21 protein-coding genes and 1 pseudogene are annotated in these 25302 nt (G+C 63.3%); 6 read left to right on the forward strand and 16 right to left on the reverse strand.

Going from position 1 to position 25302, the window contains the following annotated elements; all coding sequences use genetic code 11:
- Positions 1–179 precede the first annotated feature (179 nt).
- Positions 180–1741, reverse strand: a pseudogene (gene norR, locus PVA39_RS21720) (nitric oxide reductase transcriptional regulator NorR).
- A 158-nt stretch (positions 1742–1899) separates the two neighbouring features.
- On the opposite strand from norR, the gene hmpA reads away from it, so the two are divergent.
- The gene (hmpA, locus tag PVA39_RS21725; protein ID WP_274125818.1) at positions 1900–3081 is read left to right on the forward strand and encodes an NO-inducible flavohemoprotein; all 1182 of its coding nucleotides are present in this window, start codon (positions 1900–1902) and stop codon (positions 3079–3081) included.
- A 40-nt stretch (positions 3082–3121) separates the two neighbouring features.
- Here hmpA and PVA39_RS21730 read toward each other — a convergent pair whose 3' ends face one another.
- On the reverse strand, positions 3122–4345 hold the full coding sequence (locus PVA39_RS21730; RefSeq protein ID WP_274125819.1) for a CaiB/BaiF CoA transferase family protein: 1224 nt from the start codon (positions 4343–4345) through the stop codon (positions 3122–3124).
- A gap of 74 nt (positions 4346–4419) precedes the next feature.
- Complete coding sequence (locus PVA39_RS21735) at positions 4420–5601, reverse strand: acyl-CoA dehydrogenase (protein WP_147177895.1); 1182 nt, start codon at positions 5599–5601, stop codon at positions 4420–4422.
- A 153-nt stretch (positions 5602–5754) separates the two neighbouring features.
- Between PVA39_RS21735 and PVA39_RS21740 the strand changes: the two genes are divergently transcribed.
- Together PVA39_RS21740 and PVA39_RS21745 are read left to right on the forward strand one after the other, a co-directional pair.
- The gene (locus tag PVA39_RS21740) at positions 5755–6654 is read left to right on the forward strand and encodes a LysR family transcriptional regulator (protein WP_274125820.1); all 900 of its coding nucleotides are present in this window, start codon (positions 5755–5757) and stop codon (positions 6652–6654) included.
- A gap of 196 nt (positions 6655–6850) precedes the next feature.
- Positions 6851–8107, forward strand: a complete 1257-nt coding sequence (locus PVA39_RS21745) for a DUF5924 family protein (RefSeq protein ID WP_274125821.1) — start codon at positions 6851–6853, stop codon at positions 8105–8107.
- Here the strand turns inward: PVA39_RS21745 and PVA39_RS21750 are convergent.
- The 6 genes from PVA39_RS21750 to PVA39_RS21775 form a co-directional block, all read right to left on the reverse strand.
- A complete protein-coding gene (locus PVA39_RS21750) occupies positions 8089–9318 on the reverse strand; it encodes a nucleoside recognition domain-containing protein (RefSeq protein ID WP_274125822.1) in 1230 nt (409 codons plus the stop codon). The two genes, PVA39_RS21745 and PVA39_RS21750, sit on opposite strands and share 19 nt — an antisense overlap.
- A 121-nt stretch (positions 9319–9439) precedes the next feature.
- Positions 9440–9901: an inhibitor of vertebrate lysozyme family protein gene (locus PVA39_RS21755; protein WP_274125823.1), complete on the reverse strand. Its 462-nt coding sequence runs from the start codon at positions 9899–9901 to the stop codon at positions 9440–9442.
- Between the two features lie 13 nt (positions 9902–9914).
- Positions 9915–10079: a DUF1328 domain-containing protein gene (locus tag PVA39_RS21760; RefSeq protein ID WP_013789335.1), complete on the reverse strand. Its 165-nt coding sequence runs from the start codon at positions 10077–10079 to the stop codon at positions 9915–9917.
- A 64-nt stretch (positions 10080–10143) separates the two neighbouring features.
- Positions 10144–10434: a hypothetical protein gene (locus tag PVA39_RS21765; RefSeq protein WP_274125824.1), complete on the reverse strand. Its 291-nt coding sequence runs from the start codon at positions 10432–10434 to the stop codon at positions 10144–10146.
- 201 nt (positions 10435–10635) lie between these two features.
- Positions 10636–11070 (reverse strand): ferritin-like domain-containing protein, encoded by a 435-nt coding sequence (locus PVA39_RS21770; RefSeq protein WP_093506758.1) that lies wholly within the window; start codon positions 11068–11070, stop codon positions 10636–10638.
- A gap of 72 nt (positions 11071–11142) precedes the next feature.
- Positions 11143–11994: a BON domain-containing protein gene (locus PVA39_RS21775; RefSeq protein WP_274125825.1), complete on the reverse strand. Its 852-nt coding sequence runs from the start codon at positions 11992–11994 to the stop codon at positions 11143–11145.
- Between the two features lie 225 nt (positions 11995–12219).
- On the opposite strand from PVA39_RS21775, the gene algB reads away from it, so the two are divergent.
- Both algB and PVA39_RS21785 read left to right on the forward strand, forming a co-directional pair.
- On the forward strand, positions 12220–13563 hold the full coding sequence (algB, locus tag PVA39_RS21780) for a sigma-54-dependent response regulator transcription factor AlgB (RefSeq protein ID WP_274125826.1): 1344 nt from the start codon (positions 12220–12222) through the stop codon (positions 13561–13563).
- Positions 13560–15344 carry a KinB sensor domain-containing domain gene (locus tag PVA39_RS21785; protein ID WP_274125827.1) on the forward strand — a complete coding sequence of 595 codons (1785 nt, stop codon included), beginning with the start codon at positions 13560–13562 and terminating at the stop codon, positions 15342–15344. The genes algB and PVA39_RS21785 overlap by 4 nt, the downstream gene beginning before the upstream one ends.
- A 5-nt stretch (positions 15345–15349) precedes the next feature.
- Here PVA39_RS21785 and PVA39_RS21790 read toward each other — a convergent pair whose 3' ends face one another.
- Both PVA39_RS21790 and PVA39_RS21795 read right to left on the reverse strand, forming a co-directional pair.
- Complete coding sequence (locus PVA39_RS21790; protein ID WP_274125828.1) at positions 15350–16132, reverse strand: N-acetylmuramoyl-L-alanine amidase; 783 nt, start codon at positions 16130–16132, stop codon at positions 15350–15352.
- Positions 16129–16722 (reverse strand): MarC family protein, encoded by a 594-nt coding sequence (locus PVA39_RS21795; protein ID WP_093506748.1) that lies wholly within the window; start codon positions 16720–16722, stop codon positions 16129–16131. The genes PVA39_RS21790 and PVA39_RS21795 overlap by 4 nt, the downstream gene beginning before the upstream one ends.
- A 146-nt stretch (positions 16723–16868) precedes the next feature.
- Here PVA39_RS21795 and PVA39_RS21800 point away from each other — a divergent pair, with 146 nt between their 5' ends.
- Entirely contained in the window at positions 16869–18287 is a 1419-nt protein-coding gene (locus PVA39_RS21800; RefSeq protein WP_274125829.1) for a DASH family cryptochrome, read from the forward strand.
- A gap of 49 nt (positions 18288–18336) precedes the next feature.
- On the opposite strand, the gene PVA39_RS21805 is transcribed toward PVA39_RS21800, so the two are convergent.
- The 5 genes from PVA39_RS21805 to PVA39_RS21825 form a co-directional block, all read right to left on the reverse strand.
- The gene (locus PVA39_RS21805; RefSeq protein WP_274125830.1) at positions 18337–19239 is read right to left on the reverse strand and encodes a response regulator; all 903 of its coding nucleotides are present in this window, start codon (positions 19237–19239) and stop codon (positions 18337–18339) included.
- 117 nt (positions 19240–19356) lie between these two features.
- Positions 19357–20085, reverse strand: coding sequence for a phosphate signaling complex protein PhoU (phoU, locus tag PVA39_RS21810; protein WP_093506742.1), 729 nt, complete (start codon positions 20083–20085; stop codon positions 19357–19359).
- Between the two features lie 177 nt (positions 20086–20262).
- Positions 20263–21096 carry a phosphate ABC transporter ATP-binding protein PstB gene (gene pstB / locus PVA39_RS21815; RefSeq protein ID WP_274125831.1) on the reverse strand — a complete coding sequence of 278 codons (834 nt, stop codon included), beginning with the start codon at positions 21094–21096 and terminating at the stop codon, positions 20263–20265.
- 86 nt (positions 21097–21182) lie between these two features.
- Positions 21183–22859 carry a phosphate ABC transporter permease PstA gene (gene pstA, locus PVA39_RS21820; RefSeq protein ID WP_274125832.1) on the reverse strand — a complete coding sequence of 559 codons (1677 nt, stop codon included), beginning with the start codon at positions 22857–22859 and terminating at the stop codon, positions 21183–21185.
- A 13-nt stretch (positions 22860–22872) separates the two neighbouring features.
- Positions 22873–25158: an ABC transporter permease subunit gene (locus PVA39_RS21825; RefSeq protein ID WP_274125833.1), complete on the reverse strand. Its 2286-nt coding sequence runs from the start codon at positions 25156–25158 to the stop codon at positions 22873–22875.
- Positions 25159–25302 lie beyond the last annotated feature (144 nt).

Consider the following 25302-nt stretch of genomic DNA (forward strand, 5'->3'; position numbering starts at 1 on the left):
GTCCGTGCAACCTTTATTTTCGTCTAACTCGTTGATCTACAAGGAGTTTTCAGATCAGACTGCGCCGGAAGTGGTGCGCATTATAGGCCCCTCGAAACTGAGGTCAAGGGGTTATTTCATCTAATTGAAATAAAGCTGCCAGACGGGCTCCTTCTATATAAGCAGCAACCCGAACAGGTCTATTTCAGGCCCAGCCGCCGGGCCAACCGCTGCAGGTTGGCCCGATCCACTGCCAGCTCACGCGCCACGTCCACCCAGCGCCCGGCATGACGATCGAGGGCTGCTTCTATAAGACGCCGCTGGTAGTCATCCACCGCGTCGCGAAGCGACTGCCCCCCCGGCGGTACCTCTGACTCGCCAGCCCCGCTTACCTCCTCTTCTATATAGCTACGATGCGCGGGATGCAGATCCAGCGCACGGCTGTCGATGGTCAGTATCTGCGGACGCTCGGCACAGGCCGACAGCGCCTTGATCGCTGCGCGGCCGATCAGGTGCTCCAACTCTCGTACATTGCCGGGCCAGTCATGTTGTAGCAGCGTCTTCTGCACATCCGATGCAAGGCGCAGGCTGCGCAGCCCCAGGCGCGCACGGTTGTCTCGAGAAAGTACCCCGCCAGCAGCAACACATCGCGCCCCCGCTCACGCAGGGCCGGCACCTTTAGCGGGTAGACGCTCAGGCGATGATAGAGGTCGGCACGAAAGCGCCTGGCCCGCACTTCTTCGGCCAGGTCGCGGTTGGTAGCCGCCAGCACCCGCACATCGACCCGGTGCTCGCGATCCGACCCCACACGCTGCAGTTGCCCGCTCTGCAATACACGCAGCAGCTTGGACTGCACTGCCAAGGGCAGCTCGCCTACCTCATCGAGAAACAGGGTTGCGCCGTCAGCCAGTTCGAACTTGCCGCGCCGCTCGCTGACCGCCCCCGAAAATGCGCCCCGGACGTGACCGAACAACTCGCTCTCCACCAGGGTATCCGGCAACGCCGCGCAGTTGATACTGACCATGGGCCGTGAGGCCCGGGCCGAAGCTCCATGCAGCGCCTCGGCCACCAGTTCCTTGCCCACTCCTGTCTCGCCGCTGATCAGCACCGTCAGGTCACTGCTGCCGACCAGCTCTATTTCCTGCAGCAGCGCCTTGTGTCTGGGGCTCTGGCCGATCATCTCCCTAGGCCGCACGGCAGCAGCTGCTTGCTTATAAAGGTCGGCGCGGCGCTGCTCATCTTCCACGCGCCCCATGAGCAGGGAAATGCGCTCGCTGGCCGCCACAGTTGCCGCCGCGAGACTGGCGAAAGCTTCCAGCATGCCCAGGTCGACACGACCGAAGCTGCTCGACTGCAGCGAGTCCAGGGTCAGCAGCCCCCAGAGCTGCTCCTTCACATAAAGCGGGCAGCCCAGACAGTCATGCACTTCCAGGTGCCCATGCTGCCCTTCCAGCAAGCCATCGTAGGGATCGGGCAACTCGCAGTCGGCAGCGAATCGGGTAGGCCCACGGTGCTGCAGCAACTCATGCAAGCGCGGATGCTCGCTCACCTTGAAGCGCCGGCCCATGGTGTCGGCACTCAGCCCCTCCACGGACAGCGGCACCAACACGTCGCCATCGAGCCTGAGCAGCGCCACGGCGTCACAGGGAAACAGCTGCCGCAATGCAGCGAGCAAACGCCGATAGCGCTCACGCTCGGGAAGTTCACGGGACAGGTCATCCACCAGCGGAAGCAGGGCGACCAGCAAAGGATTCGAGGTCATAAAGACACTAAGAGAGTCATAAAGACACCAAAACGAAAAGGTCAAAAAGACTCATAGCATGCCCAACCCCACTAATCCAGCGGCCTCCCGAGTTGGCACGGGATCTGTAATGAGCCAGGTAGAGAAAACATCCATGCCTTGCGACAGGAACGATCACCATGCTGAGCAACCAACAACGCGCCATCATCAAAGCCACCGTCCCGCTGCTGGAAACCGGCGGCGAAGCCCTGACCCGACACTTCTACGCAATGATGCTGAAGGAGTACCCCGAGGTACGCCCACTGTTCAACCAGGCCCACCAGGCCAGCGGCGCCCAGCAACGCGCCCTGGCCAATGCGGTGCTGATGTATGCCCGGCATATCGACCGCCTGGAGGCGCTCGGCCCGCTGGTAGGCCAGATCGTCAACAAGCATGTGGCGCTGCAGATCCTGCCGGAGCACTACCCGATCGTGGGCAGCTGCCTGCTGCGGGCCATTCGCGAAGTGCTGGGAGAGGAAATCGCTACGGACGAAGTGATCCAGGCTTGGGGCGTGGCCTACGGGCAACTGGCGGACATCCTGATCGGCGCTGAAGAACAGGCGTACAAGGAACACGAACAGGCGCCGGGCGGATGGCGCGGCTCGCGCGACTTCAAGGTGGTCAGCAAGACGCCGGAGAGCGAGGAAATCACGTCATTCCTTCTGGCACCGGTGGACGGCGGCGCCGTGCTACGCCAACAGCCGGGCCAATACATCGGCCTGCGCATGGTCATCGACGGTCAGGAGCAACGCCGCAACTACTCGCTTTCCGCCCAGGGCAACGGCCGTGAGTACCGTATCAGCGTCAAGCGCGAAGCTAAGGGCAAGGTGTCCAATTACCTGCATGACCATATCCAGGAAGGCGACACCCTGGAACTGTTCCCACCGGCAGGTGACTTCGTGCTGCGCCCCTCGAGCAAGCCCCTGGCGTTGATCACTGCGGGCGTGGGCATCACCCCGGCGTTGACCATGCTGGAAGCAGCCCGCGAGAGCGGCCGACCGATTCATTTCATCCACTATGCGCGCCACGGCGGCGTGCATGCCTTCAAGCAGTGGATCGAAGAACAGAGCCGCGCTTACCCACAGATCAGTTACCGCTTCTGCTACAGCGCCCCGCGTGACGGCGACCAGCCCCATGCCCAGGGCGTGGTCAGCCGCGAACAACTGGCCGACTGGCTGCCGGAAGACCGCGACCTGGACGCTTACTTCCTTGGGCCGAAGCCCTTCATGGCGCAGGTAAAGCGGCACCTGAACGACCTTGGGGTTCCCGGCGAACAGTGCCACTACGAGTTCTTCGGCCCGGCTTCCCAGCTGGACGCCTAATCCAAGTACCGCTCCTGACCCGGTGGCGATCACCGCCGGGTCAGATCACACCTTGTGTACGCAGTGCCTTGATCTGCGAAGCATCCAGCCCCAGCACATCGCCCAGCACCCGCTCGGTATGCTCACCCAGCAGTGGCGGCGCCTGGCGGTATTCGACGGGGCTGGCCGACAGCCGCAGCGGGCTGGCCACCTGGGGCGTGTTGCCCGCCAATGGATGGGGCAGGTCAAGACGCAGCCCCCGGGCGATCACCTGCGGATCGGCGAACACCTGCTGCAGATCGTTGACCGGCCCGCATGGTACGCCCGCAGCTTCGAGCAGGCTGACCCATTGCGCGGTGGTACGGAACACCGTGGCCTGGCGGATCAGCGGGATCAGCTCGGCCCGGTGGGCGACACGCTGGCCGTTGCTGGCAAAGCGCGGGTCCAGGCCCCATTCGGGATGGCCGGCCACTTCGCAGAACTTGCGGAACTGGCTGTCGTTACCCACGGTGAGAATCAGGTCGCCATCGGCGGTCGGGAAGGCCTGGTATGGCACGATGTTGGGATGGGCATTGCCCAGGCGCTTCGGCGAAACACCGGTGGTTAGGTAGTTCATCGCCTGGTTGGCCAGGCACGCCACCTGCACGTCGAGCAGGGCCATGTCGATGTGCTGGCCTTCGCCAGTCTTGTCGCGGTGCGCCAGCGCCGCCAGCACGGCGACCGTAGCGTACAGCCCAGTGAGGATGTCGGTCAGCGCGACGCCGACCTTGACCGGGCCGCCGCCCTCGCCGCCATCGGGCTGGCCAGTAAGGCTCATCAGACCGCCCAGGCCCTGGATCATGAAATCGTAGCCGGCACGTTTGGCGTATGGGCCGCTCTGGCCGAAACCGGTGATCGAGCAATAGATCAGCCGCGGGTTGATCGCCTTGAGACTGGCGTAATCCAGCCCGTAGGCTGCCAGGCCGCCAACCTTGAAGTTCTCGATCAGAATGTCCGATTTGACTACCAGCTCGCGCACCAAGCGCTGACCTTCGGCCTGGGTGAAGTCCAGGGTCAGCGACTGCTTGTTGCGGTTAGCGGCGAGGAAATAGGCCGCCTCGCTGGTATCGCGCCCCTCGCCATCACGCAGGTAGGGCGGCCCCCAATGGCGGGTGTCATCGCCGACCTTGGGCCGTTCGACCTTGATGACCTCGGCGCCGAGGTCGGCCAGGTTCTGCCCACACCAGGGGCCGGCGAGCACGCGGGACAAATCGAGCACACGCAGATGAGACAGAGCACCGGACATCGCAGAGGCCTCGTACGGAGATGACGCAGGCGTTCCCACGCCAGGCGCGGGAACGATCAACAACCTGAAGCGGCTTAGAAGAAGGCCTGGATGCCCGTCTGCGCCCGCCCCAGAATCAGCGCGTGCACATCGTGGGTGCCTTCGTAGGTATTTACCACCTCGAGGTTGACCAGGTGACGGGCCACGCCGAATTCGTCGCTGATGCCGTTGCCGCCCAGCATGTCACGGGCCATCCGGGCGATATCCAGGGCCTTGCCGCAGCTGTTGCGCTTCATGATCGAGGTGATCTCCACCGCTGCGGTGCCTTCGTCCTTCATCCGCCCCAGGCGCAGGCAGCCCTGTAGGGCCAAGGTGATTTCGGTCTGCATGTCGGCCAGCTTCTTCTGGATCAGCTGGTTGGCGGCCAATGGGCGGCCGAACTGCTGACGATCCAGAGTGTACTGGCGCGCCGTGTGCCAGCAGGCTTCGGCAGCGCCCAACGCGCCCCAGCTGATGCCGTAGCGAGCCGAGTTCAGGCAGGTGAACGGGCCGCGCAGACCGCGCACATCGGGAAAGGCGTTCTCTTCGGGGCAGAACACGTTATCCATGACGATTTCGCCAGTAATTGACGCGCGCAGGCCGACCTTGCCGTGAATGGCCGGCGCCGACAGGCCTTCCCAGCCCTTTTCCAGCACGAAACCGCGAATCTCGCCGGCATCGTCCTTGGCCCAGACCACGAAGACATCGGCAATCGGGCTATTGGTGATCCACATCTTATTGCCGGTCAGGCGGTAACCGCCGTCGACCTTCTTGGCGCGGGTGATCATCGAGCCCGGATCGGAGCCGTAATTCGGCTCGGTGAGGCCGAAGCAGCCGATGTATTCGCCAGTGGCCAGCTTGGGCAGGTACTTCTGCTTGGTCGCTTCGCTGCCGAATTCATTGATCGGCACCATCACCAGCGACGACTGCACGCTCATCATCGAACGGTAGCCGGAGTCGATGCGCTCCACTTCGCGGGCGATCAGCCCGTAGCACACGTAGTTGAGGCCGCTGCCGCCGTAGGCTTCAGGAATGGTCGCGCCAAGCAGGCCGGTTTCACCCATCTCGCGGAAGATCGCCGGGTCGGTCTTTTCATGGCGGAAGGCCTCGAGCACCCGCGGCGCCAGCTTGTCGGCGGCGAATTGCTCGGCGCTGTCACGCACCATGCGCTCTTCTTCGGTGAGCTGCTGGTCGAGCAGCAGCGGGTCGATCCAGTTGAAGCTTGCCTTGCCGGCCATCGCGAAATCCTCGTGCAGTCACTTAGTGGGCTGAGACTAAAAGCCTAGCCGGCTGCCCGCAAACGACTAATCTGCACGCCACTGTGCAAAAACCTCACTCCGAGATAGCCTGAGGATCAATAAAACGCGCTATCCAGTGAGGTACTTGCACAGATGCGTCGCAAGATTCCCAGCACCTCGGCACTGGTCGCCTTCGAGGCCTCCGCCCGCCACCAGAGCTTCACCCGTGCAGCCGATGAACTGGCGTTGACCCAGGGCGCGGTTTGCCGGCAGATCGCCGGGCTCGAAGCCTTTCTTGGCGTTGAGCTGTTTCGCCGCTCGCGCCGCGGCGTATTGCTGACCGAGGCGGGTACCGCCTACGCGGCCAAGGTGGCCGCGCAGCTCGATGCCGTGGAGCGCGACACCCTGGCGCTGATGGGTGCCCAGGGCGCCATGAGCCTGGAGCTCGCCGTGGTGCCGACCTTCGCGACGCAATGGTTGCTGCCGCGGCTCAAGGACTTCCAGCGATTGCACCCGGAGGTCACCGTGCACCTGACCAACCGCACACGGCCGTTCCTGTTCGCCGACACCGGTTTCGATGCGGCGATCTATTTCGGCGATGGCGACTGGTCGGGTACCGAGGCGCATTTTCTGATGCATGAACACCTGACGCCGGTGTGCAGCCCGACGCTGCTCGGCGGCCAGCCAGCCACCGTCGAGCGCATCGCCGAGCTGCCGCTGCTGCAGCAGAGCACCCGCCCCTACGCCTGGCGCCAGTGGTTCGCGGCGCAGGGGCTGAACGTCAGTCGCGACATGACCGGCCCGCGCCTGGAACTGTTCTCGATGCTCGCCCAGGCGGCCTGTCATGAGATGGGGGTGGCGTTGATCCCGCCGTTTCTTATCCAGCGCGAGCTGGCCGACGGCAGCCTGGTAGTCGCCCTCGATCGGCCGGTACCGGACGGCGGCCGCGCCTATTACCTGACCGTGCCGGAGCGCAAGGTAGAGTCGGCGGCGTTGCAGGCGTTTCGGGATTGGTTGTTGGGGAAGGCGCAGCAGTATCGGGTTATGAGCTGATTGGTCTCACAGGCAGCAGGACCGCGTAGCAATCTATAAGACGAGTTATGTTCATGATTTCGCGCGCATGGCGCGCTCCCACAAGCCCTGTAGCACCTCGCCTAGAGGGATCCCATCGCCGCACTTCAGACGAACTGCGCCTGATCGGCGGAAGCCGCAAATTAGGGCAAATGCAGTATCCTGCGCATCGTTCTAGATGACTGCCAGAACTGCCTTGTCTCTACTCGATTCCAGCAAAAGCTTCATATTCCGGATCATCGCGCTGATGCAGCGGCATCCGGGCGCCATCGCCGTTTTCGGTTTTTTCTCCGGTGTCGCCAGCTTCGTGCTGGTCGACCGTCAGGCCGGGTTGGCCAAGGTGCTGGCCCTGGTGCTGCTGGTCAGCTGGCTATGGCTGATTCTCGAAAACGTGCTGCGCGAACGCATCGCCGCGCGCTTCGGTTTCGAGCTGCCGCGGCCGTTGCTGCGTTACGCCACGCAGATGATCCACCAAGAAAGTCTGTTCTTCGTTTTGCCGTTCTTCTTCATCACCACCACCTGGAACAGTAGCCAGGCGCTGTTCAGCGGCTTGCTGACCGCCGCGGCGCTGGTGTCGATCACCGACCCGCTTTACTACAAGTGGCTGGCGCCGCGTCGCTGGATCTTTCTGGCCTATCACACCCTGGCGCTGTTCGCGGTGATGCTCACGGCGCTGCCGATCATCTTCAAGCTCAACACCACGCAGAGCTATCAGTACTCGCTCGCCGCGGCGGTGGTGCTGTCGTTTCCCAGCCTGTTCACCATCATCACCGTGCGCAAATGGTGGCGCGGCCTGCTACTGGTCGGCCTGACCCTGGCCATCGGTGCATTCGGCTGGGTAACCCGCACCTGGGTGCCGCCGGCCACGCTGTGGCTGACCGAAGTGGCGATCACCACCGAGTTCGACAACCAGAACCGCTCCCCCGGCGAAGGCATCGGTCAGCTCACCGTCAGCCAGCTGCGCGCCAACGGCCTGTACGCCTACACGGCGATCAACGCACCGCGCGGACTGGACGAGCGCATCTATCACGTCTGGGAACACAACGGTAAGGAGCTGGAGCGTATCGCCCTGGATATCCACGGCGGCCGCGAAAAAGGCTACCGCGCCTGGACCCACAAGAAGAATTTCCCCCAGGACGTGGAAGGCGACTGGGAGATTCAGGTGCTGACCGATGCCGGGCAGATGATCGGCGTGCTGCGCTTCGAGGTCACCGCCGATGGCAGCGCGTCGGCGAGTTCGCCAAGCACCAAAGACCTGCCGGCTGCCAACCCCGAGCAACCGGCCGAGGCGCCAAAGGATGAACCTGAAGCGCCGGCCGAACCGGCGCTAGAGTCGACCGAGCCGCCCGCCGACCCCGAACCCGAAGTAGAGCCGGCCGAGCAGCCCTCAGCTGCGCCGGCTGAAGACTCTGGCGATCAGCCGAAGAACCAGTAGCACACGGCGATTGCCGCGATCACGCCGGCCAGTTCGGCCAACAGGGCGCAGCCCACGGCATGTCGGGCGCGCTGGATGCCGACCGCACCGAAGTACACGGCCAGTACGTAAAAGGTGGTTTCGGTACTGCCCTGAACGGTGGCCGCCACCAGCGCGGGGAAGCTGTCGACGCCATGACTCTGCATGGTTTCGATCAGCATGGCACGCGCCGCACTGCCGGAGAACGGCTTGACCATGGCGGTGGGTAGCGCATCGACGAAGCGGGTGTCCCAGCCGCCCCAAGCGACCAGCCAGCGAATACCGTCCAGGGCCATCTCCAGGGCGCCCGAGGCGCGCAGCACCCCGACGGCGCAGAGCATCGCCACCAGGTACGGCAGCAGGCTCTTGGCCACGTCGAAGCCCTCCTTGGCGCCCTCGATGAACTGCTCGTACACCTGCACCTTGCGCAACGCGCCAAGTACCAGAAAGGCGATGATCACCCCGAACAACGTCAGATTGCCCATCAGCGAAGACAGCGCCGCCAGGGCCGTGGCCGACAGGCCCGCCAGCAGCGCCATGAAACTGCCGAGCAGCAAGGCACCGGGAATCAGATAGGCCAGCACCACAGGATCCCACAGGCGCAGGCGCTGCATAATCGCCACCGACAGCAGGCCAACCAGAGTCGAGGCGCTGGTCGCCAGCAGGATCGGCAGGAACACCAGAGTCGGATCCGGCGCGCCCTGCTGGGCGCGGTACATGAAGATGGTGACCGGCAAGAGCGTCAACGATGAAGCGTTGAGCACCAGAAACAGGATCTGCGCATTGCTCGCCGTGGTACTGCTCGGGTTGAGGTCCTGCAGGGCGCGCATCGCCTTGAGGCCGATGGGTGTGGCGGCGTTGTCCAGGCCAAGCCCATTGGCGGCGAAGTTCATGGTGATCAGCCCCAAGGCGGGATGGCCACGCGGCACTTCGGGCATCAAGCGGGCGAACAGTGGGCCAAGCACTCGGGCCAGGGCATCCACCAGGCCGGCTTTCTCGGCGATGCGCAGCAGGCCGAGCCACAGGGTCAGGGTGCCGAACAACACCACCATCACCTCGACCGAGAGCTTGGCCATGGCGAACAGGCTCTCGACCATCGCCGCGAACACTGCCGGATCATCGGCCAATAGCCAACGGCTTAGGCCCGCCACCGCTGCTACCAAGAAAAAGCTCAGCCACAAGCCATTGAGCATAAGTCACCCCCGCCAAACATAGCGGTCGATGATACGCGCCGGCATATGAAAAGTGGCAAGCGAGGGGAATTTGTAGCGGCCCGGATAGAGCAACGGCGCCAGAAGGCGCCGTTTGGTTGCATCAGTACCAGTTGGGGTCTTTCTTCAACTGTTCCTGGAGCAGCTGCTTGATGCCGTCGTCCGGCTCACCGAGCCAGCGCAGATCAGCGTGCTTGCTGGGTGTCTTGTCCTTGGGCAGTCCGGCAGGTACCTGCACCCACAGGGCGTAGGCATCGTCCCCGTCCTGGGAAAAGGCAACGTAGAGGCGCTGATTGAAACAGTCCGAGGTTTCGCACAATTGCCCGACCAGATAGGAGTCACCGTCTTCCTCCAGGGTCTTCATCGGCTTGGCGATGCCACTGAGGTTGATCACCCATTCGGGCAGACGCTCCTCATCGCGAATCAGATCCTGCCAGGCTTCACGATACTCAGTGTTGCTGGTCAGCAACTCGTTGAGGCGAAACTCGCCATCGGTATTGGCGGCCAAGGCCGCCGCACTACCGCCCAGCAAGAGAGCGGCAGCGAGCGTCTTGAATCGATTCATCAGCATGCCTCGCCTAGCCCCGTGGGCGACGACCCATGATGAACGAAACGATGAACATCACCAGGAACACCACGAAAAGGATTTTCGCGATACCTGTGGCAGTGCCTGCGATACCACCGAAACCCAGTACGGCAGCAACGATGGCGATGATCAGAAAGGTAATGGCCCAACTCAGCATGGCGTTTCTCCTTGGTATTTTTGAGGTCTTACGGGTGCAACACTTGTGAATTTGTTAAGTCGTCTCAGAACACCCAGCGGGTCTGCTTGGCCGGGGCCTGAACGGAGTCGGCACGTACCCAGTCGTCCTCGCTATGCGCCGTCGAGGCGCTGACAGTGTGCAAAGAAGCGGGTACGGCCCGTAGCGCAGCCGGGCTTGCTTTGGCTGGAGATTGTTCGATGGGGGTACTGATAGAGGTGGAAACCTGCGGCGCTGCGACCTTTTGCTCCGGCGCCTTGGCGATGCTGACCAGCAGAACCATTACGGCGGCGACGGCAAGAATCAGAATCTCGGTATGGGCGCGGTGCAGGTTCATGGTGGTTCCTCATATTCGCTGTCGAACGGCTCGGCGTTCTTCTCATGAGGGGATAATTGCAGCCTGCGTGCCAGCTTTTAAAAAAAATAAATTCCTTTTAAAACAGATACTTATAGACAATAAATAAAATGCCACCATTGGCATCCTGCACGATGGCCGCCTGCGGCTCGGGCGTTCTGCACGACACCGCAGGCGCCTGCCTCACTGCATCTTCTTGCTTAGTGCGCTCATACGCTGATGACACTCACGTACCTTGGGCATCTCTACGGCCAGCAGGGCCTGCACGTCAGGCTGAGCGCTCTCCAAAGCATCCTCGAAGGCTTCGAGAATGCGGTCTTCGGCTTCTTCGAGCTGCGCCACATAGGTGGCCTCTTCGTCACTCGACAAGGTAGCGCGGGCATCGGCATAGGCTTGGCGCATCTTGCCTACCAGGGTTCCGCTACTGGCAGGCGCCTCGTGGTTGGCAGCGACCTTGACCGCCAGCGCTTGGATAATCTGGTGCTTGGCCTCGGCCATTTCACGCAGCAGCGCCTTGAGTTGTTCATTGTCGATCTCGTCGTGGGCGTGTTCATAAAAGCGCTGACCATCGCGAATAATGGCGATCAGCTCGTTAAGTTGCTCGGTCTTCTGGCTCATGGTGGCTCTCCTGAGAAGGGTCTGTAGCGGATGAAACGGTGGGCGGGCCCGAATGGCCCGCCCTGAGGGTGATTAGCCGGAGATACGCAGTGCGTCGGCATCGACGCCACGTACACCGCGGATGGTGCGCGCTGTTTCCACGGCCAGACGTTTTTCGGCGTTGCTGAGTACGGTGCCGCTGAGTCGCACGAAGCCTTCGCGGGTTTCGACCTTGATGTTCAGGGCATCGAGGTTGCGGCTATAGAGGTAGCTGGCCTTGATCTTGTTGGTGATCCACGCATCGCTGATCGAGGCTGCGGCATCGCTGGCGGCGTTCTGCGCTTCGGCCGAGGTGCTGTCGGCGGTGTTGATGCTCAGGTGGTTGTGCACTTCGCGCACGTCTTCGGTATTGGTGACCAACTCGCCGGCCAGTTCCTTGGCAGCCGGGGTACCGGCATTGCCGCTGAGGCTGACCACGCCATTCTCGGCACGCACCTGAATGTCCAGGCCCTCGGTATTGGTGTTCCATAGCAGGCGGGACCTGACTGTGGCAGCCAGGGTAGCGTCATCAAAACGCTGGGCCAGGGTCTTGTCGGTGACGATCCGCGCCTGGTCTTCGAGCACCGGTGGCGACAGATCGGCGTCGATCTGCAACTGGTTATCCACCTGACGAACACCTTCGATGCTGCTCGCCAGTTCGCTGGCAAGCTCACGCTCGGCAGAGTTCTCCACCGCGCCCTTGAGCGTGACGACGCCATCTTCCACGCTCACCTCGATATCGAAGGGGTCGAGGTGACGATTGAGTGCGAATGCGGTGTCGATGGCTCCCTGCTGGCGGGCATCGCTCAATTGCCGGGCCAGATCGCCTTCGGCCGCCTGCGCGAGCGGAGCCAGAGTAATCAGACCGGCGATAGCCATGGCCAACGTGGATTGTCTCAACAGCATGTAACGCCTCCTTTTTAGCCAAAAAAGCCGCTCGCAAGCGGACCGGGTGGGGTCGCAAGCGGTATGCCAGGCAGCTTGAAAAATAAAAACCAACTAAAATCAGCCGGTTAAATCCAATGCCTGGCTATGGGCCGCTTGCACGATGCAAGATCGCGCCATACTAGCCGTGCAACTTGCACGAAGATTTCCAGATAATCTCTGCCATTCCCCCCATGGAGCACGTAAATGGAAGCAACAGGTCAGAGCGGGCGCATCCTATTGGTCGACGACGAAGCGGCTATCCTGCGTACCTTCCGCTATTGCCTGGAGGACGAGGGCTACCAGGTCACGACCGCCAACAGCGCCGCGCAAACCGAATCGCTGCTGCAGCGCCAGGTATTCGACATGTGCTTTCTCGATTTGCGCCTGGGAGATGAAAATGGCCTGGACGTGCTCGCCCAGATGCGCGTGCAGGCGCCGTGGATGCGCGTGGTGATCGTCACCGCCCACTCAGCCATCGACAGCGCCGTGGACGCCATGCAGGCCGGCGCCGCCGATTATCTGGTCAAGCCATGCAGCCCCGATCAACTGCGCCTGGCTGCCGCCAAGCAGCTGGAAGTACGCCAGTTGTCCGCGCGCCTCGAAGCCCTGGAAGGCGAAGTGCGCAAGCCCAGCGACGGCATCGACTCGCACAGCCCGGCGATGATGGCGATTCTGGAAACCGCCCGGCAGGTGGCAACCACCGATGCCAACATTCTGATTCTCGGCGAGTCCGGTACCGGCAAGGGCGAGTTGGCACGGGCCATTCACGGCTGGAGCCGACGCGCGAAGAAATCCTGCGTGACCATCAACTGCCCGTCGCTGACCGCGGAGCTGATGGAAAGCGAGCTGTTCGGCCACAGCCGCGGCGCCTTCACCGGCGCCAGCGAAAGCACCTTGGGCCGGGTCAACCAGGCGGATGGCGGTACCCTGTTCCTCGACGAAATCGGCGACTTCCCGCTGACCCTGCAACCCAAGCTGCTGCGTTTCATCCAGGACAAGGAATACGAGCGCGTTGGCGACCCGGTCACCCGCCATGCTGACGTGCGCATCCTCGCCGCCACCAACCGCGACCTCAACGAGATGGTCCGCGAAGGTCACTTCCGAGAAGACTTGCTGTATCGCCTGAACGTCATCACCCTGACCCTGCCGCCACTGCGCGAACGCGCCGACGACATCCTGACCCTGGCCAATCGCTTCCTGGCCCGCTTCGTCAAGGACTACGCCCGCCCGGCCCGCGGCTTCAACGAGGACGCCACCAAGGCGCTGCTCGCCTACCAATGGCCCGGTAATATCCGTGAACTGCGCAACGTCATCGAACGCGCCAGCATCATCTGCCCAGGCGAATGGGTGGACGTGGCCCACCTGGGCATGAGCGCGCCGGCGGCCAACAGCGCGCCACGGGTCGGCGCCGACCTGAGCCTCGAGGAGCTGGAAAAGGCCCACATCGCCGCTGTGCTGGCCAACAGCGACACCCTCGACCAGGCCGCCAAGACCCTGGGCATCGACGCCTCGACCCTGTATCGCAAACGCAAGCAGCTCGGCCTATGAAACTACGCAGCAAGCTGTTTCTCAGCACCAGCGCGCTGCTGACCGTAGCCTTGCTGGGGTTGAGCCTGGGCATCTTCAGCGTCCTGCAGTTGACCCAGTCGCAGAGTCGTTCCCTGGCGCACAACCTGGAAATCATCAGCACCAGCCTGGATCTGCGCCAGGAACTAGGCCGGCAATTGTTCCTGATGCTTGGCGAAGACTTCGACGACAGCACGGTACAACGCCTGCAGGAATCCGATCAGCGCATCCGCGGCTGGCTCGACGACAGTCTGAAAAGCAGCGTGACCGAGGCTGATCGCCAGGCGGTCCAGCAGATCCAGGACGCCTACCAGACGTTCAGCACCATGCTCGAAGACCCCCTGACGGTGCGTGATGAGCTGCTGACCAACGACGATTTCGCCAAGACCATCGAAACCGTTCGCGACCGCCTCAACACCTTGCAGGTCCAGTACGTAGCCGCCGTCAAGGACGCCGAGGTGCAGGCCCAGGAACGCGCCTGGCTGATCGCCGGGCTGCTGGGCCTGGTCGGACTGGCGGTGCTGGTGATCGGCTTCATCACCGCCCACACCATCGCCCGCCGCGTCGGCCAGCCGATCGATGCTCTCGCCCGCGCGGCCGACCAGATCGGCCGCGGCGACTTCCAGGTCACCCTGCCGATCACCCCGGTGGCCGAGCTGTCGGCGCTCAGTCGCCGCTTCGGCCTGATGGCCGAGAGCTTGCGCCAGCTCAAGAGCAGCAACGTCGAAGCACTGATGTCCGAGCAGCGGCGCCTGCAAGCGGTGCTCGACAGCATCGACGACGGCCTGCTGATCTTTGGCCGCGACGGCCTGCTCGAACACTTCAACCCGGTGGCCCAGCGCCAGCTCGGCTGGGACGACCAGCCGCTCGGCCAGCGCCCTAGCCAGGCGCTCGGCCGCCCGGAACTGGACGAACAGCTGCAGCACGTGCTGCAAGGCCACAACCTGGAGCAGCGCCTGGCCGACCTGCAGGTGGAGGCCAATGGCGAGACGCGCCTGCTCAACTACAGCCTGACGCCGGTCAGCCACAGCCAGGGGCATATCCTCGGCGCGGTGATGGTGCTGCACGACGTGACCGAGCAGCGCGCCTTCGAGCGCGCGCGCAACGAATTCGTGCTGCGCGCCTCCCACGAACTGCGCACCCCGGTGACCGGCATGCACATGGCGTTCGGCCTGCTGCGTGAGCGCAGCAAGTTCGCGACAGAATCCCGTGAAGCCGATCTGGTGAATATCGTCGACGAGGAGATGGAGCGGCTGGTGCACCTGATCGAGGACCTGCTGAATTTCTCGCGCTACCAGAGCGGTGTGCAGAAGCTCGAGTTGGCGCCCTGCGACATTCCCGAGCTGCTCGACAACGCCGTACGGCGCCACCTGAGCAAAGCCCAGACCCGACAGATCGACATACAGCTGGAGATGGGCGATGCCCTGCCGCGCACTCACCTGGATCGCGCGCAGATCGAGCGCGTGCTCGACCACCTGATCGACAACGCCCTACGGCACAGCCCGGAGGGCGGCACCCTGCGCCTGTGCGCCCAGCGCCAGGAAGAGCGCCTGCTGATCAGCGTCGAGGATGAAGGCGAAGGGATTGCCTACGGCCAGCAGGCCAGGCTGTTCGAGCCGTTCGTCCAGATCGGCCACAAGAAGGGTGGCGCCGGCCTTGGTCTGGCGCTGTGCAAGGAGATCGTCCAGCTGCACGGCGGACGCATCGGCGCCGAATCCCAGCCAGGGCAAGGTGCACGCTTCCACCTCGCCCTGCCTCTTTAATCGCCTCAGCCCTTGGCGAGGCGATTGACCTCCAGCAGCAGGGCTGCAGTTTCCGCGTCCGGCTGCCCGTCGTAGAGCGCCTGCCGGTACTTCATCTGGAAGGCGCGAATCACGTTGCGGGTTTCCTCATCCAGCACGCCCGTGCTCGGCACCGTGTAGCCCTGCTCGGCCAGCTGCTGCTGGAACCAGGCGACGCTCGGCAGACTGGTGCTGAACACCGCCTGCTGGCGGGCCACAACCTCGGCGTTCGGCCAGGGCATCAGTCCGGCATCGGCCAGTTGCTTCCAGGGAAACATCGGCCCCGGATCGACCTTGCGCTGTGGCGCGATATCGCTGTGGCCAATGATGCTGCCCGGCGGCAGGTGATGGCGCTGCATGATGTCCTTGAGCAGCACGATCAGCGCATCGATCTGCGGCTGGGCGTAAGGCTGCCAGTAACGACCATTAGGCGTGTCGAAATAGCCCTGGTTGACCATCTCGATGCCGATGGTGGTGCCGTTTAACCAGGTGCGGCCCCGCCACTCGCTGACCCCGGCATGCCAGGCGCGGCGGTTCTCGTCGACCAACTGGTAGATGGTCGGCGGCACGGCGTTGATCAGGTAATGGGCACTGACCTCTTCTTTGGTCAGCAGCTCCAGCGAGTGGGGCAGATCGGTCGAGGTGTAATGCAGCACGATGTACTGCACGCGGCTGTTCTGGCCGACGGCGGTATAGCTGTGGTCGATGCGCGGGCCGCTGCTGCAGCCGGCGAGTACGAGGACGAACAGGACAAGACTGAGAAATTTCATGGCTGGATGTGCAATACGCTCTGAATGTTGTCCAGCAGCATGTCGACGCTGAGCATGATCAACAGCATGCCCATCAGTCGCTCCACTGCGGTCAGCCCACGAGGGCCAAGGAATCGCTGCAGGAAAGACGCCTGCAGCAGGATGAAAGCGGTCGCGGCCCAGGCCATGATCAACGCCAGGTAAAGCTCCCACAGCGCGCCCTCATGGGTGTTTCGCAAGGTCATCAATACCGCCAGCGCCGAAGGACCTGCAACCGCCGGCGTGGCCAGCGGCACAAGCATCGGCTCGCCGTCGGGCACGTCGCCCAGTACGCCTTGCGGGCTGGGAAAGATCAAGCGCATGGCGATGACGAACAGGATGATACCGCCGGCAATCGCCGTTGCCTCCCGCGACAGGCCCAATGCGCTGAGCACTTTGTCACCAAAGGTGAGAAACAGCAGCAACAACCCCAGGGCGAACAGCAGTTCGCGCGCAGCTACCCACATGCGCCGCTCGGGGCGGACATTCTTCAAAGCCGCGATAAAGATGGCGATGTTGCCGAACGGGTCAGTGACCAGAAACAGCAAGACGGCGATGCTGAAGATATCCATTGAAAGGGCTCCTTGAAAACAGCCGCGCAGTTTAGTGGCTAAGAGCCTTCAAGTCAGTGGCCACGACCTTTGATCGCCGCCGGACGGCGCTGAACTTGTCATACCTCTGCACGATCAACATGCAGTCGAATATGAGGGAACATGCCATGCGCGCGCTGCTCTGGTTCAAACAGGATCTTCGCCTCGATGATCACCCCGCCCTGCAGGCCGCACTCGCGTCCAACTGCCTGCTGCCGCTCTACGTACTCGACCCGGCGCTGCTGCAGTTCGACGAATTCGGCAGCCGACGTATCGGTGTGCACCGCGCACGCTTCCTGCTGGAAAGCCTGACTGCTCTGGACAGCGCGCTGCGCCAGCGCGGCTCCAAGCTGCTGGTGGTCAGCGGCAAACCGGAAGAGGTGATCGCGCAGTTGGTCGGCCAGTTCGATATGCGCCAGGTCATCACCCTCGACGAGATCGCCCCCCAGGAGCGCGCTGTGCTCGCCCGGGTACGCGAAGCCCTTGGGCCGGTGCCGCTGCGTACCGCCCAGAACAATGGGCTGTTCAGCGAAGCCGAGCTGCCCTGCCCGCTCGATCAGTTGCCAACGGTGTACAGCCAGTTCCGCACCCTGATCGACGCGCGCCAGTACGTGTTTCAGCCGCAGTCGGCGCCCGAACAGCTGCCGCCGCTGCCCGAAAGCCTGGACATCAGCGCCTACGGCCTGCCCACTCAATCGCAACTGGGCCTTGGCGATGCCCTGAGCCTGGTGCCCAGCGCCTTCCCGTTCTCCGGTGGCGAGACCGCCGCCCTGGCGCGCCTGCGCGACTACCTGTGGGACAGCCAGAACGTGCGTACTTACAAGGAAACCCGCAACGGCATGATCGGCAGCGAGTACTCGTCCAAGTTCTCGCCCTGGCTGGCCAATGGCTCTCTGTCGCCACGCCGTACCGCCGCCGAACTGCGTCGCCACGAGTCGCTATACGGCGCCAACGAGTCGACCTACTGGCTGTGGGCAGAATTGCTGTGGCGCGAGTTCTTCCGCTGCACCCTGCAGCGTTATGGCCAGGCGCTGTTCGAGCCGGGCGGCCTGAAGGCCACCGAGCGAGCACCGCAACAGATTGACGAGCGTTTCGAGCAGTGGGCCCATGGCCGTACGGGCATGCCGCTGGTGGACGCCAACATGCGCGAGCTGGCTGCCACCGGTTATATGTCCAACCGTGGCCGTCAGGTGGTGGCCAGCTATCTGGTCAGTGACCTGCAGCAGGACTGGCGTCACGGCGCGGCCTGGTTCGAGGAACACCTGATCGATTACGACCCGGCGAGCAACTGGGGCAACTGGGCGTATTTGGCCGGCGTTGGCAGCGACCCACGCCTGAAGCGCACCTTCAATGCCCTCAAGCAGGCGCGCCAGTACGACCCGCAGGGTGAGTACGTGAGTCTGTGGATACCGGAGCTGCGTAATCTGCCGGAAAACCTGCGTCACACGCCGTTTCTGCTGCAGGCGCACCAGCTCGATGCCATCAACTATCCACGGCTGGAGCGGATTCCGGATTCCTGGCAGCGCCACCTCAACGAAGTGGCCTAGACGAGAACCGAGCATGCCGCACGGCAGCTCGGTGTCTGGCGGGGCCTGATCACGCTCCGGGCGTGAAGTGCTTCTGGGTGGTGCCGCGAGCGATCAGGCGGGACAGATAGTCCAGCTTCTGCGGATCGCGATCGACGAAGCGAAACACCACCTGCAGCCATTCGCTGTCAGGCTTCGGCTCGAACGCTGCCACACTGTGCAGGTAGCCGTTCAGACGCGCCACTTCCGAGGCTTCGCCCTGCTCGAGATCGAGCACCGCGCTCTCCAATACCTGCGGTAGCAGTTCACCGCGTTTGACCACCAGCAATGCTTCCTTGAGGCTCAGCGCCTTGACCACGCAGGCCATCATGCCGCCGGGCAAGCGCAGTTGGCCCTGACTACGGCCCGCCGGTGCCGGGGTGGCGGCCTTGGCCGGCGCAGGCGCCGCGGCTGGAGCGGTAGCTGCCTGGGTAGGCGCCGCCGGGCGGACGGTCTCGGCCTTGCCACCGGTCAGGGCGGCCAGGGAATCGTTGGCGAAGGCGCCAGTGCTGAGCATTTTCGGCGGTGCGGCGGACATCAGGGCAGCCAGCTTGCCGGCGCGCTGCAGGGCTTTCTTGACCTTGGTAATCAGTTGCTCGTTGGAAAACGGCTTGCCGATGAAATCCGATACGCCGGCCTGAATGGCCTGCACCACGTTTTCCTTGTCGCCACGGCTGGTGACCATGATGAACGGCACGCCCTTGAGCGACTCCTGCTCACGGCACCATTGCAACAGCTCGAGGCCGGACATCTCCGGCATTTCCCAGTCACAGAGAATCAGATCGATCGGGTTGCGGCCTAGGATCTGTTGGGCCTTGCGGCCGTTGACTGCTTCTTCGATCTGGATACCGGGAAGGTGGTCACGCAGCCCCTTCTTTACCAGATCACGGATAAAGGTGGCGTCGTCCACCACCAGTACACTGACTTTGCTCATCGACCACTCCCTCGAATGGCCCTTAGCATAGACGTGTGCACTGGCTTATTGCCAACATTAAAGCGCAACCCTGAGGCCCCGCGCACAGGCCCAACCTTGGCCCTTTGGGGGCAGACCTCACTCCTTGGCGCCGCTCTGCACTTCTTCGCGCATGCGGGTCAGGCCCATGTGCTTGACGTCGGTGCCGCGGACCAGATAGATCACCAGTTCGGCGATATTGCGCGCGTGGTCGCCGATACGCTCCAGCGAGCGCAGCGCCCAGATCACGTTGAGCACGCGGGAGATCGAGCGCGGGTCTTCCATCATGTAGGTAACCAGCTCGCGCAGTGCAGTTTTGTATTCGCGGTCGACGGTCTTGTCGTACTGGGCGACCGACAGCGCCAGGTCGGCGTCGAAACGGGCGAAGGCGTCCAGCGCTTCCTGGACCATCTTGCGCACCTGGTCGCCAATATGGCGCACCTCGACGTAACCGCGCGGCGACTCGCCTTCCTCGGTCAGCAGGATGGCACGCTTGGCGATTTTGGTGGCTTCGTCGCCGATGCGCTCCAGATCGATCACCGACTTGGAGATGCTGATGATCAGGCGCAGGTCCGAAGCGGCCGGCTGACGGCGAGCGAGGATGCGCACGCATTCCTCGTCGATGTTGCGCTCCATCTGGTTGATCTGGTCATCGACCTCACGTACCTGCTGGGCCAAGCCGGAATCGGCCTCGATCAGCGAAGTGACCGCGTCGTTGACCTGTTTCTCGACCAGGCCGCCCATGGCCAGTAGGTGGCTGCGCACTTCCTCCAGCTCGGCATTGAATTGCTGGGAAATGTGGTGGTTCAGGCTGTCTTTATTGATCATCTGGTTTCGCTCCGCGAAAGCTTCGCTTGAGTGGCCATGGTGCGCACGCTGCACCTTCAACGTTTATCTCAGCACAGAGGCCTTTGGAAAATGCTCCTTGCTGCGAAGGGCGTGCGCTGATAGTACGAGTAGTACGGCGAGCACGCCCGACAAAGCCAGGGAGTATTTGCCATGGCATCAGCCGTAGCGGCCGGTGATGTAGTCTTCGGTCTGCTTCTTGGCCGGGTTGGTGAACAGCGTGTCGGTGTCACCGAATTCGATCAGTTTGCCCATGTACATGAACGCCGTGTAGTCGGATACCCGAGCGGCCTGTTGCATGTTGTGGGTAACGATGACGATGGTGTACTTGGATTTCAGCTCGTAGATCAGCTCTTCGACCTTCAGGGTGGAGATCGGGTCGAGCGCCGAGCACGGCTCGTCGAGCAACAGCACTTCGGGCTGCACCGCCACGGTACGGGCTATCACCAGACGCTGCTGCTGGCCGCCAGACAGCCCCAGGGCCGAGTCGTGCAGGCGGTCCTTCACTTCATCCCACAGCGCGGCGCTCTTCAGGCCCCACTCGACGGCCTCGTCGAGGATGCGCTTCTGGTTGATGCCCTGGATGCGCAGACCGTAGACCACGTTCTCGTAGATGCTCTTGGGGAACGGGTTGGGCTTCTGGAACACCATGCCGACGCGGCGCCGCAGCTCGGCGACGTCCTCGCCCTTGCGGTAGATGTTGCGCCCGTCGATGTTGATCTCGCCCTCCACGCGGCAACCGTCGACTAGATCGTTCATGCGGTTGAAGGTACGCAGCAGGGTCGACTTGCCGCAGCCGCTTGGGCCAATGAAGGCGGTCACGCGCTGCTTGGGGATGTTCATCTTGACGTCGTACAGCGCCTGCTTGTCGCCATAGAACAGGTTCAGGCCCGGCACTTCGATGGCCACGGTTTCGTTGGCCAGGTTCAGGCTCTGCTTGTCACGGCCCAGGGCCGAAATGTCGATGCTATGGGTAGCGGTTTCGTGTTGCATCAATAGTCTCCTTCGGGGCTACAGGCTTCAAGCTGCAGCGCTGGCCGGCTCACGCTCGGCGCGTCGCGCTGCGGCCTACAGCCACCTTAATGATCCAGGGCCTTGTACTTCTCGCGCAGGCGGTTGCGCAGATATACGGCCGTCAGGTTGAGAATCGCGATCACCAGTACCAACAGCAGCGCAGTGGCGTAAACCAGCGGGCGGGCGGCCTCGACGTTGGGACTCTGGAAGCCGACGTCATAGATGTGGAAGCCCAGGTGCATGATCTTCTGATCCAGGTGCAGGTAAGGATAGTTGCCATCCACGGGCAGGCTCGGCGCCAGCTTGACCACACCGACCAGCATGAGCGGCGCCACTTCACCGGCGGCGCGGGCCACGGCGAGAATCAGGCCGGTCATCATCGCCGGGCTGGCCATTGGCAGCACCACGCGCCACAGGGTTTCCACCTTGGTGGCACCGAGGGCCAGCGAGCCCTCACGCAGCGAGCGGGGAATGCGCGCCAAGCCTTCCTCGGTGGCGACGATCACCACCGGCACGGCGAGCAGCGCCAGGGTCAGCGACGCCCACAGTAGGCCCGGTGTGCCGAAGGTCGGCGCCGGCGCGGCTTCCGGGAAGAACAGCCGGTCGATCGAGCCACCCAGCACATAGACGAAGAAGCCCAGACCGAACACGCCGTAGACGATGGCTGGAACGCCAGCCAGGTTGTTCACCGCGATGCGGATCACCCGGGTCAGCGGGCCCTGCTTGGCGTACTCACGCAGGTAGATGGCGGCGATTACGCCGAACGGGGTGACGATCACCGCCATGATCAGGGTCATCATGATGGTGCCGAAGATCGCCGGAAAGATGCCGCCTTCGGTGTTCGCCTCACGTGGGTCATCGCTGACGAACTCCCACAGCTTGCTGCCGTAGAAGCCGATCTTTTCCAGGGTCGACATGGCGTTCGGGTGGTAGGCGCGCACCACCTTGCCGAGGCTGATCTCCTGCTCGCGGCCATCGGCCGAGCGCACGGTCATGCTGTCGCGGTTGAACTGCTGGTAGCGGGCGTTGAGTTCGGCCTCCAGCTGCTTGTATTCAGCGTCCCAACGGGAACGCTCGGCGGCCAGATCTGCCTGGGCATCCTCGGTCAGCGCGTTATCGAGCTCCAGCTTGCGGGTCTGCAGCCTTACGCGCTCGAGGCCTGCGTTGATGCGGCCGATGTCGCGTTTCTCCAGCCTGATGATCTCGCTGTGCAGCTCATCGACGCGTTGCAGGCGCTTTTGCAACTCGCCCCAGGCGGCATCGCCCTCGGCGACCAGACGGCCCTCTTCTTTGACGTTGACCAGATAGCCGTAGAAATTGCCCCACTCGCGGCGCTCGAAGGCGGTCAGGTCGGCGGGCCGACGCTGCTCACCGAGCCATTCGCCGACCACCCAGGAGAAGTCCGCACCGTACAGATCACGGTTGCCGACCTTGAGCAGTTCGCGGGTCATGAATTCACCGCCCTCGGTATTCACCGGCAGGCCGGCCGCCGCCAGACGGGCGCGTGGAATCTCTTCCTTCTGCACCACTTCGCCGGCCATCTGCTTGGCCTGCTCACCAGGAATCTGGTAGCTGGCTTCGATGATATCGGCCGGCCAGAAGTGGCCCAGGCCGCGCACGGCGATAACCGCCAGCAGGCCCACGGTCATGATGATGGCGATGGACACCGCACCGGCGTTCATCCAGATCCACGGCGAGCCGCTCTTGAACCAGGATTTCAGGTTGTGCTGTTTCACGGACATGGTCTTGCAGTCCTCAGAGCGAAGCGTACTTGACGCGCAGGCGCTGACGCACCAGCTCGGCCAAGGTGTTCATGACGAAAGTGAACGACAGCAGAACCAGGGCGGAAAGGAACAGCACCCGGTAATGGGTACCGCCGACTTCCGACTCGGGCATTTCCACCGCCACGTTGGCGGCCAGGGTGCGCAGGCCTTCGAAGATGTTCATGTCCATGATCGGCGTGTTGCCGGTGGCCATCAGCACGATCATGGTCTCGCCGACGGCGCGGCCCATGCCGATCATCACCGCCGAGAAGATGCCCGGGCTGGCGGTCAGGATCACCACACGGGTCAGGGTCTGCCAGGGCGTGGCACCGAGCGCCAGGGAGCCGAAGGTCAGGCTCTTGGGCACGCTGAACACGGCGTCTTCGGCGATCGAGTAGATGTTCGGGATCACCGCGAAGCCCATCGCCAGGCCGACCACCAGGGCGTTGCGCTGGTCGAACGGAATACCCAGGTCATTGGTCAGCCAGCCGCGCATGTTGCCGTCAAACAGCCAGTTTTCCAGATGGCCGCTCATGCTAAGCGAGACGATGCCGACCAGCAGGATCACCGGAATCAGCAGCGCCGCTTCCCAGCCGTCCGGCACGCGCAGGCGGATGGACTCCGGCAGGCGGCTCCAGATGAAGCCCGCCAGCAGGATGCCGATGGGCGTGAAGATCAGCAGGCTGAAGATGCCAGGTAGATGCCCCTCTACATAGGGCGCCAGGAACAGGCCGGCGAAGAAGCCGAGGATCACCGTGGGCAGCGCTTCCATCAGTTCGATCACCGGCTTGACCTTGCCGCGCATGGCCGGAGCCATGAAGTAGGCGGTGTAGATCGCCGCGGCAATAGCCAGCGGGGCGGCCAGCAGCATGGCGTAAAAGGCAGCCTTGAGCGTACCGAAGGCCAACGGTGCCAGGCTCAGCTTGGGTTCGGCGTCGGTGCTGGCGGAGGTCGACTGCCAGACGTAAGCCGGCTTGTCGTAGTTCTCGTACCAGACCTTGCCCCACAGCGAGCTCCAGGAAATTTCCGGGTGCGGGTTGTCGATCAGCAGGCGTTCGATCTTGCCGTCGGCCTCGACCAGCGCGCGGTTGGCGCGCGGCGACAGCGCGGCGATGGTGAAGCCGTCAGCCACCGGTTCGACCAGCAGGGTGCGATGCGCGGTGCTGTGGAAGATGCCCAGGTTGCCCTTGGCGTCCAGAGCGATGAAGCCCTTGCGGCGCTCTTCGGAGAGGATCTGCCTGATCGGGCTGTCGGCCAGCTTGAATTCACGCACCTGCTTGAGCGAGGACTTGCCATCCTCGTCGCGGACCATGAACCACTGGGCGATGCCGCCGCTACTGTCACCGGTGAGCAGCGAGATGCCGCCCAGCAGCGAGGCGGCGTGGGTGATTTCCCGGGCACCATCGTTGAGCAGCTTGTAGCGGCCGTTGAGGGCCTTGGCGCGCAGGTCGAAGACGTCGGCGGTGGCGCGGCCGTTGATCACGAACAGCCATTGCTGGCGCGGCTCGATGATCAGCTCCTTGATCGGCTCGGCGATCTGCGGCAGCGCCAGGCGCTCCTCGCTGACCTCCACTTCGCCGGTCATCATGTTCTCTTCGCGGCTCAGGCTCAGCACCTGCAGCTCACTGCCCACGGAGCCGGCGATCAGCAGCGTGCCGCTGTTGACGCTGATGCCCATGTGCTCCAGCGGCCGGCCTTGCGGATCGAGGGTCAGCGGGGTTTCACCGAACGGGTAGACGATCGCCGGGGTGATGGTCTTCACGTCGTTCGGATAGGTGATGCGATAGGTGTGCTCGAACACCAGCGCCTGGCCGTTGGACAGGCCCAGGGCGATACGGTGGCTGCCCGGCTGGTCTTCACCGACCGAGACCACTTCGCTGCCGGCCGGCAGCGGCAGGTCGATGCTGGTCAGCGCCTGCATGGTCTTGGCATCGAAGAACTGGATCTTGCCGTTGCGGGCCAGGCGCATGCCGACCTGGTTCTGCTCCTCGAGGGTCATCAAAAGCGGATTGCCGGCATCGGCCAGCCAGGCGGGCTGGATGGCATCGCGCTTTTCCAGGTCGGCGCCCTGGAACATAGGCAGCACGACATAGGCGAGGTAGAAGAAGATCAGGGTGATGGCGCCAAGCACGGCCAGGCCGCCGATGGATACGCACCAGCGTGCCAGGCGATCCTTGAACGCGCGTATACGGCGCTTGCGCTGCAGGGCCGGGGTGTTGAAGTCCAGCCCGAGGGAATTGGGGGAGGCGGTCATGGGGTCACTTGGCAAGTCATTCATAGGAGAGAGCGTCTCTGCGCGGCCATGAGCGCGCCGTATTTTTCGTCTATTTCGCGAGCGTGGCCAATCTAACGCGACTGTATGACAGAAAAGTTACAGTGCGGTGACGCAGCAAAGCCCGCCTCTCGATAAGAGGCGGGCTTC

This window comes from Pseudomonas sp. CNPSo 3701, from assembly GCF_028674975.1.
GTDB classification, from domain to species: Bacteria; Pseudomonadota; Gammaproteobacteria; order Pseudomonadales; family Pseudomonadaceae; genus Aquipseudomonas; species Aquipseudomonas straminea.

What these genes read in the sequence shown, in the direction of transcription:
- algB (WP_274125826.1), top strand. Translation starts at nt 12,220, where the DNA reads ATGGAAGCAACAGGTCAGAGCGGGCGCATCCTATTGGTCGACGACGAA.
- PVA39_RS21825 (WP_274125833.1), bottom strand. Translation starts at nt 25,158, where the DNA reads ATGAATGACTTGCCAAGTGACCCCATGACCGCCTCCCCCAATTCCCTC.
- PVA39_RS21735 (WP_147177895.1), bottom strand. Translation starts at nt 5,601, where the DNA reads ATGGCCGGCAAGGCAAGCTTCAACTGGATCGACCCGCTGCTGCTCGAC.
- PVA39_RS21785 (WP_274125827.1), top strand. Translation starts at nt 13,560, where the DNA reads ATGAAACTACGCAGCAAGCTGTTTCTCAGCACCAGCGCGCTGCTGACC.
- PVA39_RS21745 (WP_274125821.1), top strand. Translation starts at nt 6,851, where the DNA reads ATGACTGCCAGAACTGCCTTGTCTCTACTCGATTCCAGCAAAAGCTTC.
- phoU (WP_093506742.1), bottom strand. Translation starts at nt 20,085, where the DNA reads ATGATCAATAAAGACAGCCTGAACCACCACATTTCCCAGCAATTCAAT.
- PVA39_RS21770 (WP_093506758.1), bottom strand. Translation starts at nt 11,070, where the DNA reads ATGAGCCAGAAGACCGAGCAACTTAACGAGCTGATCGCCATTATTCGC.
- hmpA (WP_274125818.1), top strand. Translation starts at nt 1,900, where the DNA reads ATGCTGAGCAACCAACAACGCGCCATCATCAAAGCCACCGTCCCGCTG.
- pstA (WP_274125832.1), bottom strand. Translation starts at nt 22,859, where the DNA reads ATGTCCGTGAAACAGCACAACCTGAAATCCTGGTTCAAGAGCGGCTCG.
- PVA39_RS21795 (WP_093506748.1), bottom strand. Translation starts at nt 16,722, where the DNA reads ATGGATATCTTCAGCATCGCCGTCTTGCTGTTTCTGGTCACTGACCCG.
- PVA39_RS21775 (WP_274125825.1), bottom strand. Translation starts at nt 11,994, where the DNA reads ATGCTGTTGAGACAATCCACGTTGGCCATGGCTATCGCCGGTCTGATT.
- PVA39_RS21740 (WP_274125820.1), top strand. Translation starts at nt 5,755, where the DNA reads ATGCGTCGCAAGATTCCCAGCACCTCGGCACTGGTCGCCTTCGAGGCC.
- PVA39_RS21760 (WP_013789335.1), bottom strand. Translation starts at nt 10,079, where the DNA reads ATGCTGAGTTGGGCCATTACCTTTCTGATCATCGCCATCGTTGCTGCC.
- PVA39_RS21750 (WP_274125822.1), bottom strand. Translation starts at nt 9,318, where the DNA reads ATGCTCAATGGCTTGTGGCTGAGCTTTTTCTTGGTAGCAGCGGTGGCG.
- PVA39_RS21800 (WP_274125829.1), top strand. Translation starts at nt 16,869, where the DNA reads ATGCGCGCGCTGCTCTGGTTCAAACAGGATCTTCGCCTCGATGATCAC.
- PVA39_RS21755 (WP_274125823.1), bottom strand. Translation starts at nt 9,901, where the DNA reads ATGAATCGATTCAAGACGCTCGCTGCCGCTCTCTTGCTGGGCGGTAGT.
- pstB (WP_274125831.1), bottom strand. Translation starts at nt 21,096, where the DNA reads ATGCAACACGAAACCGCTACCCATAGCATCGACATTTCGGCCCTGGGC.
- PVA39_RS21765 (WP_274125824.1), bottom strand. Translation starts at nt 10,434, where the DNA reads ATGAACCTGCACCGCGCCCATACCGAGATTCTGATTCTTGCCGTCGCC.
- PVA39_RS21790 (WP_274125828.1), bottom strand. Translation starts at nt 16,132, where the DNA reads ATGAAATTTCTCAGTCTTGTCCTGTTCGTCCTCGTACTCGCCGGCTGC.
- PVA39_RS21730 (WP_274125819.1), bottom strand. Translation starts at nt 4,345, where the DNA reads ATGTCCGGTGCTCTGTCTCATCTGCGTGTGCTCGATTTGTCCCGCGTG.
- PVA39_RS21805 (WP_274125830.1), bottom strand. Translation starts at nt 19,239, where the DNA reads ATGAGCAAAGTCAGTGTACTGGTGGTGGACGACGCCACCTTTATCCGT.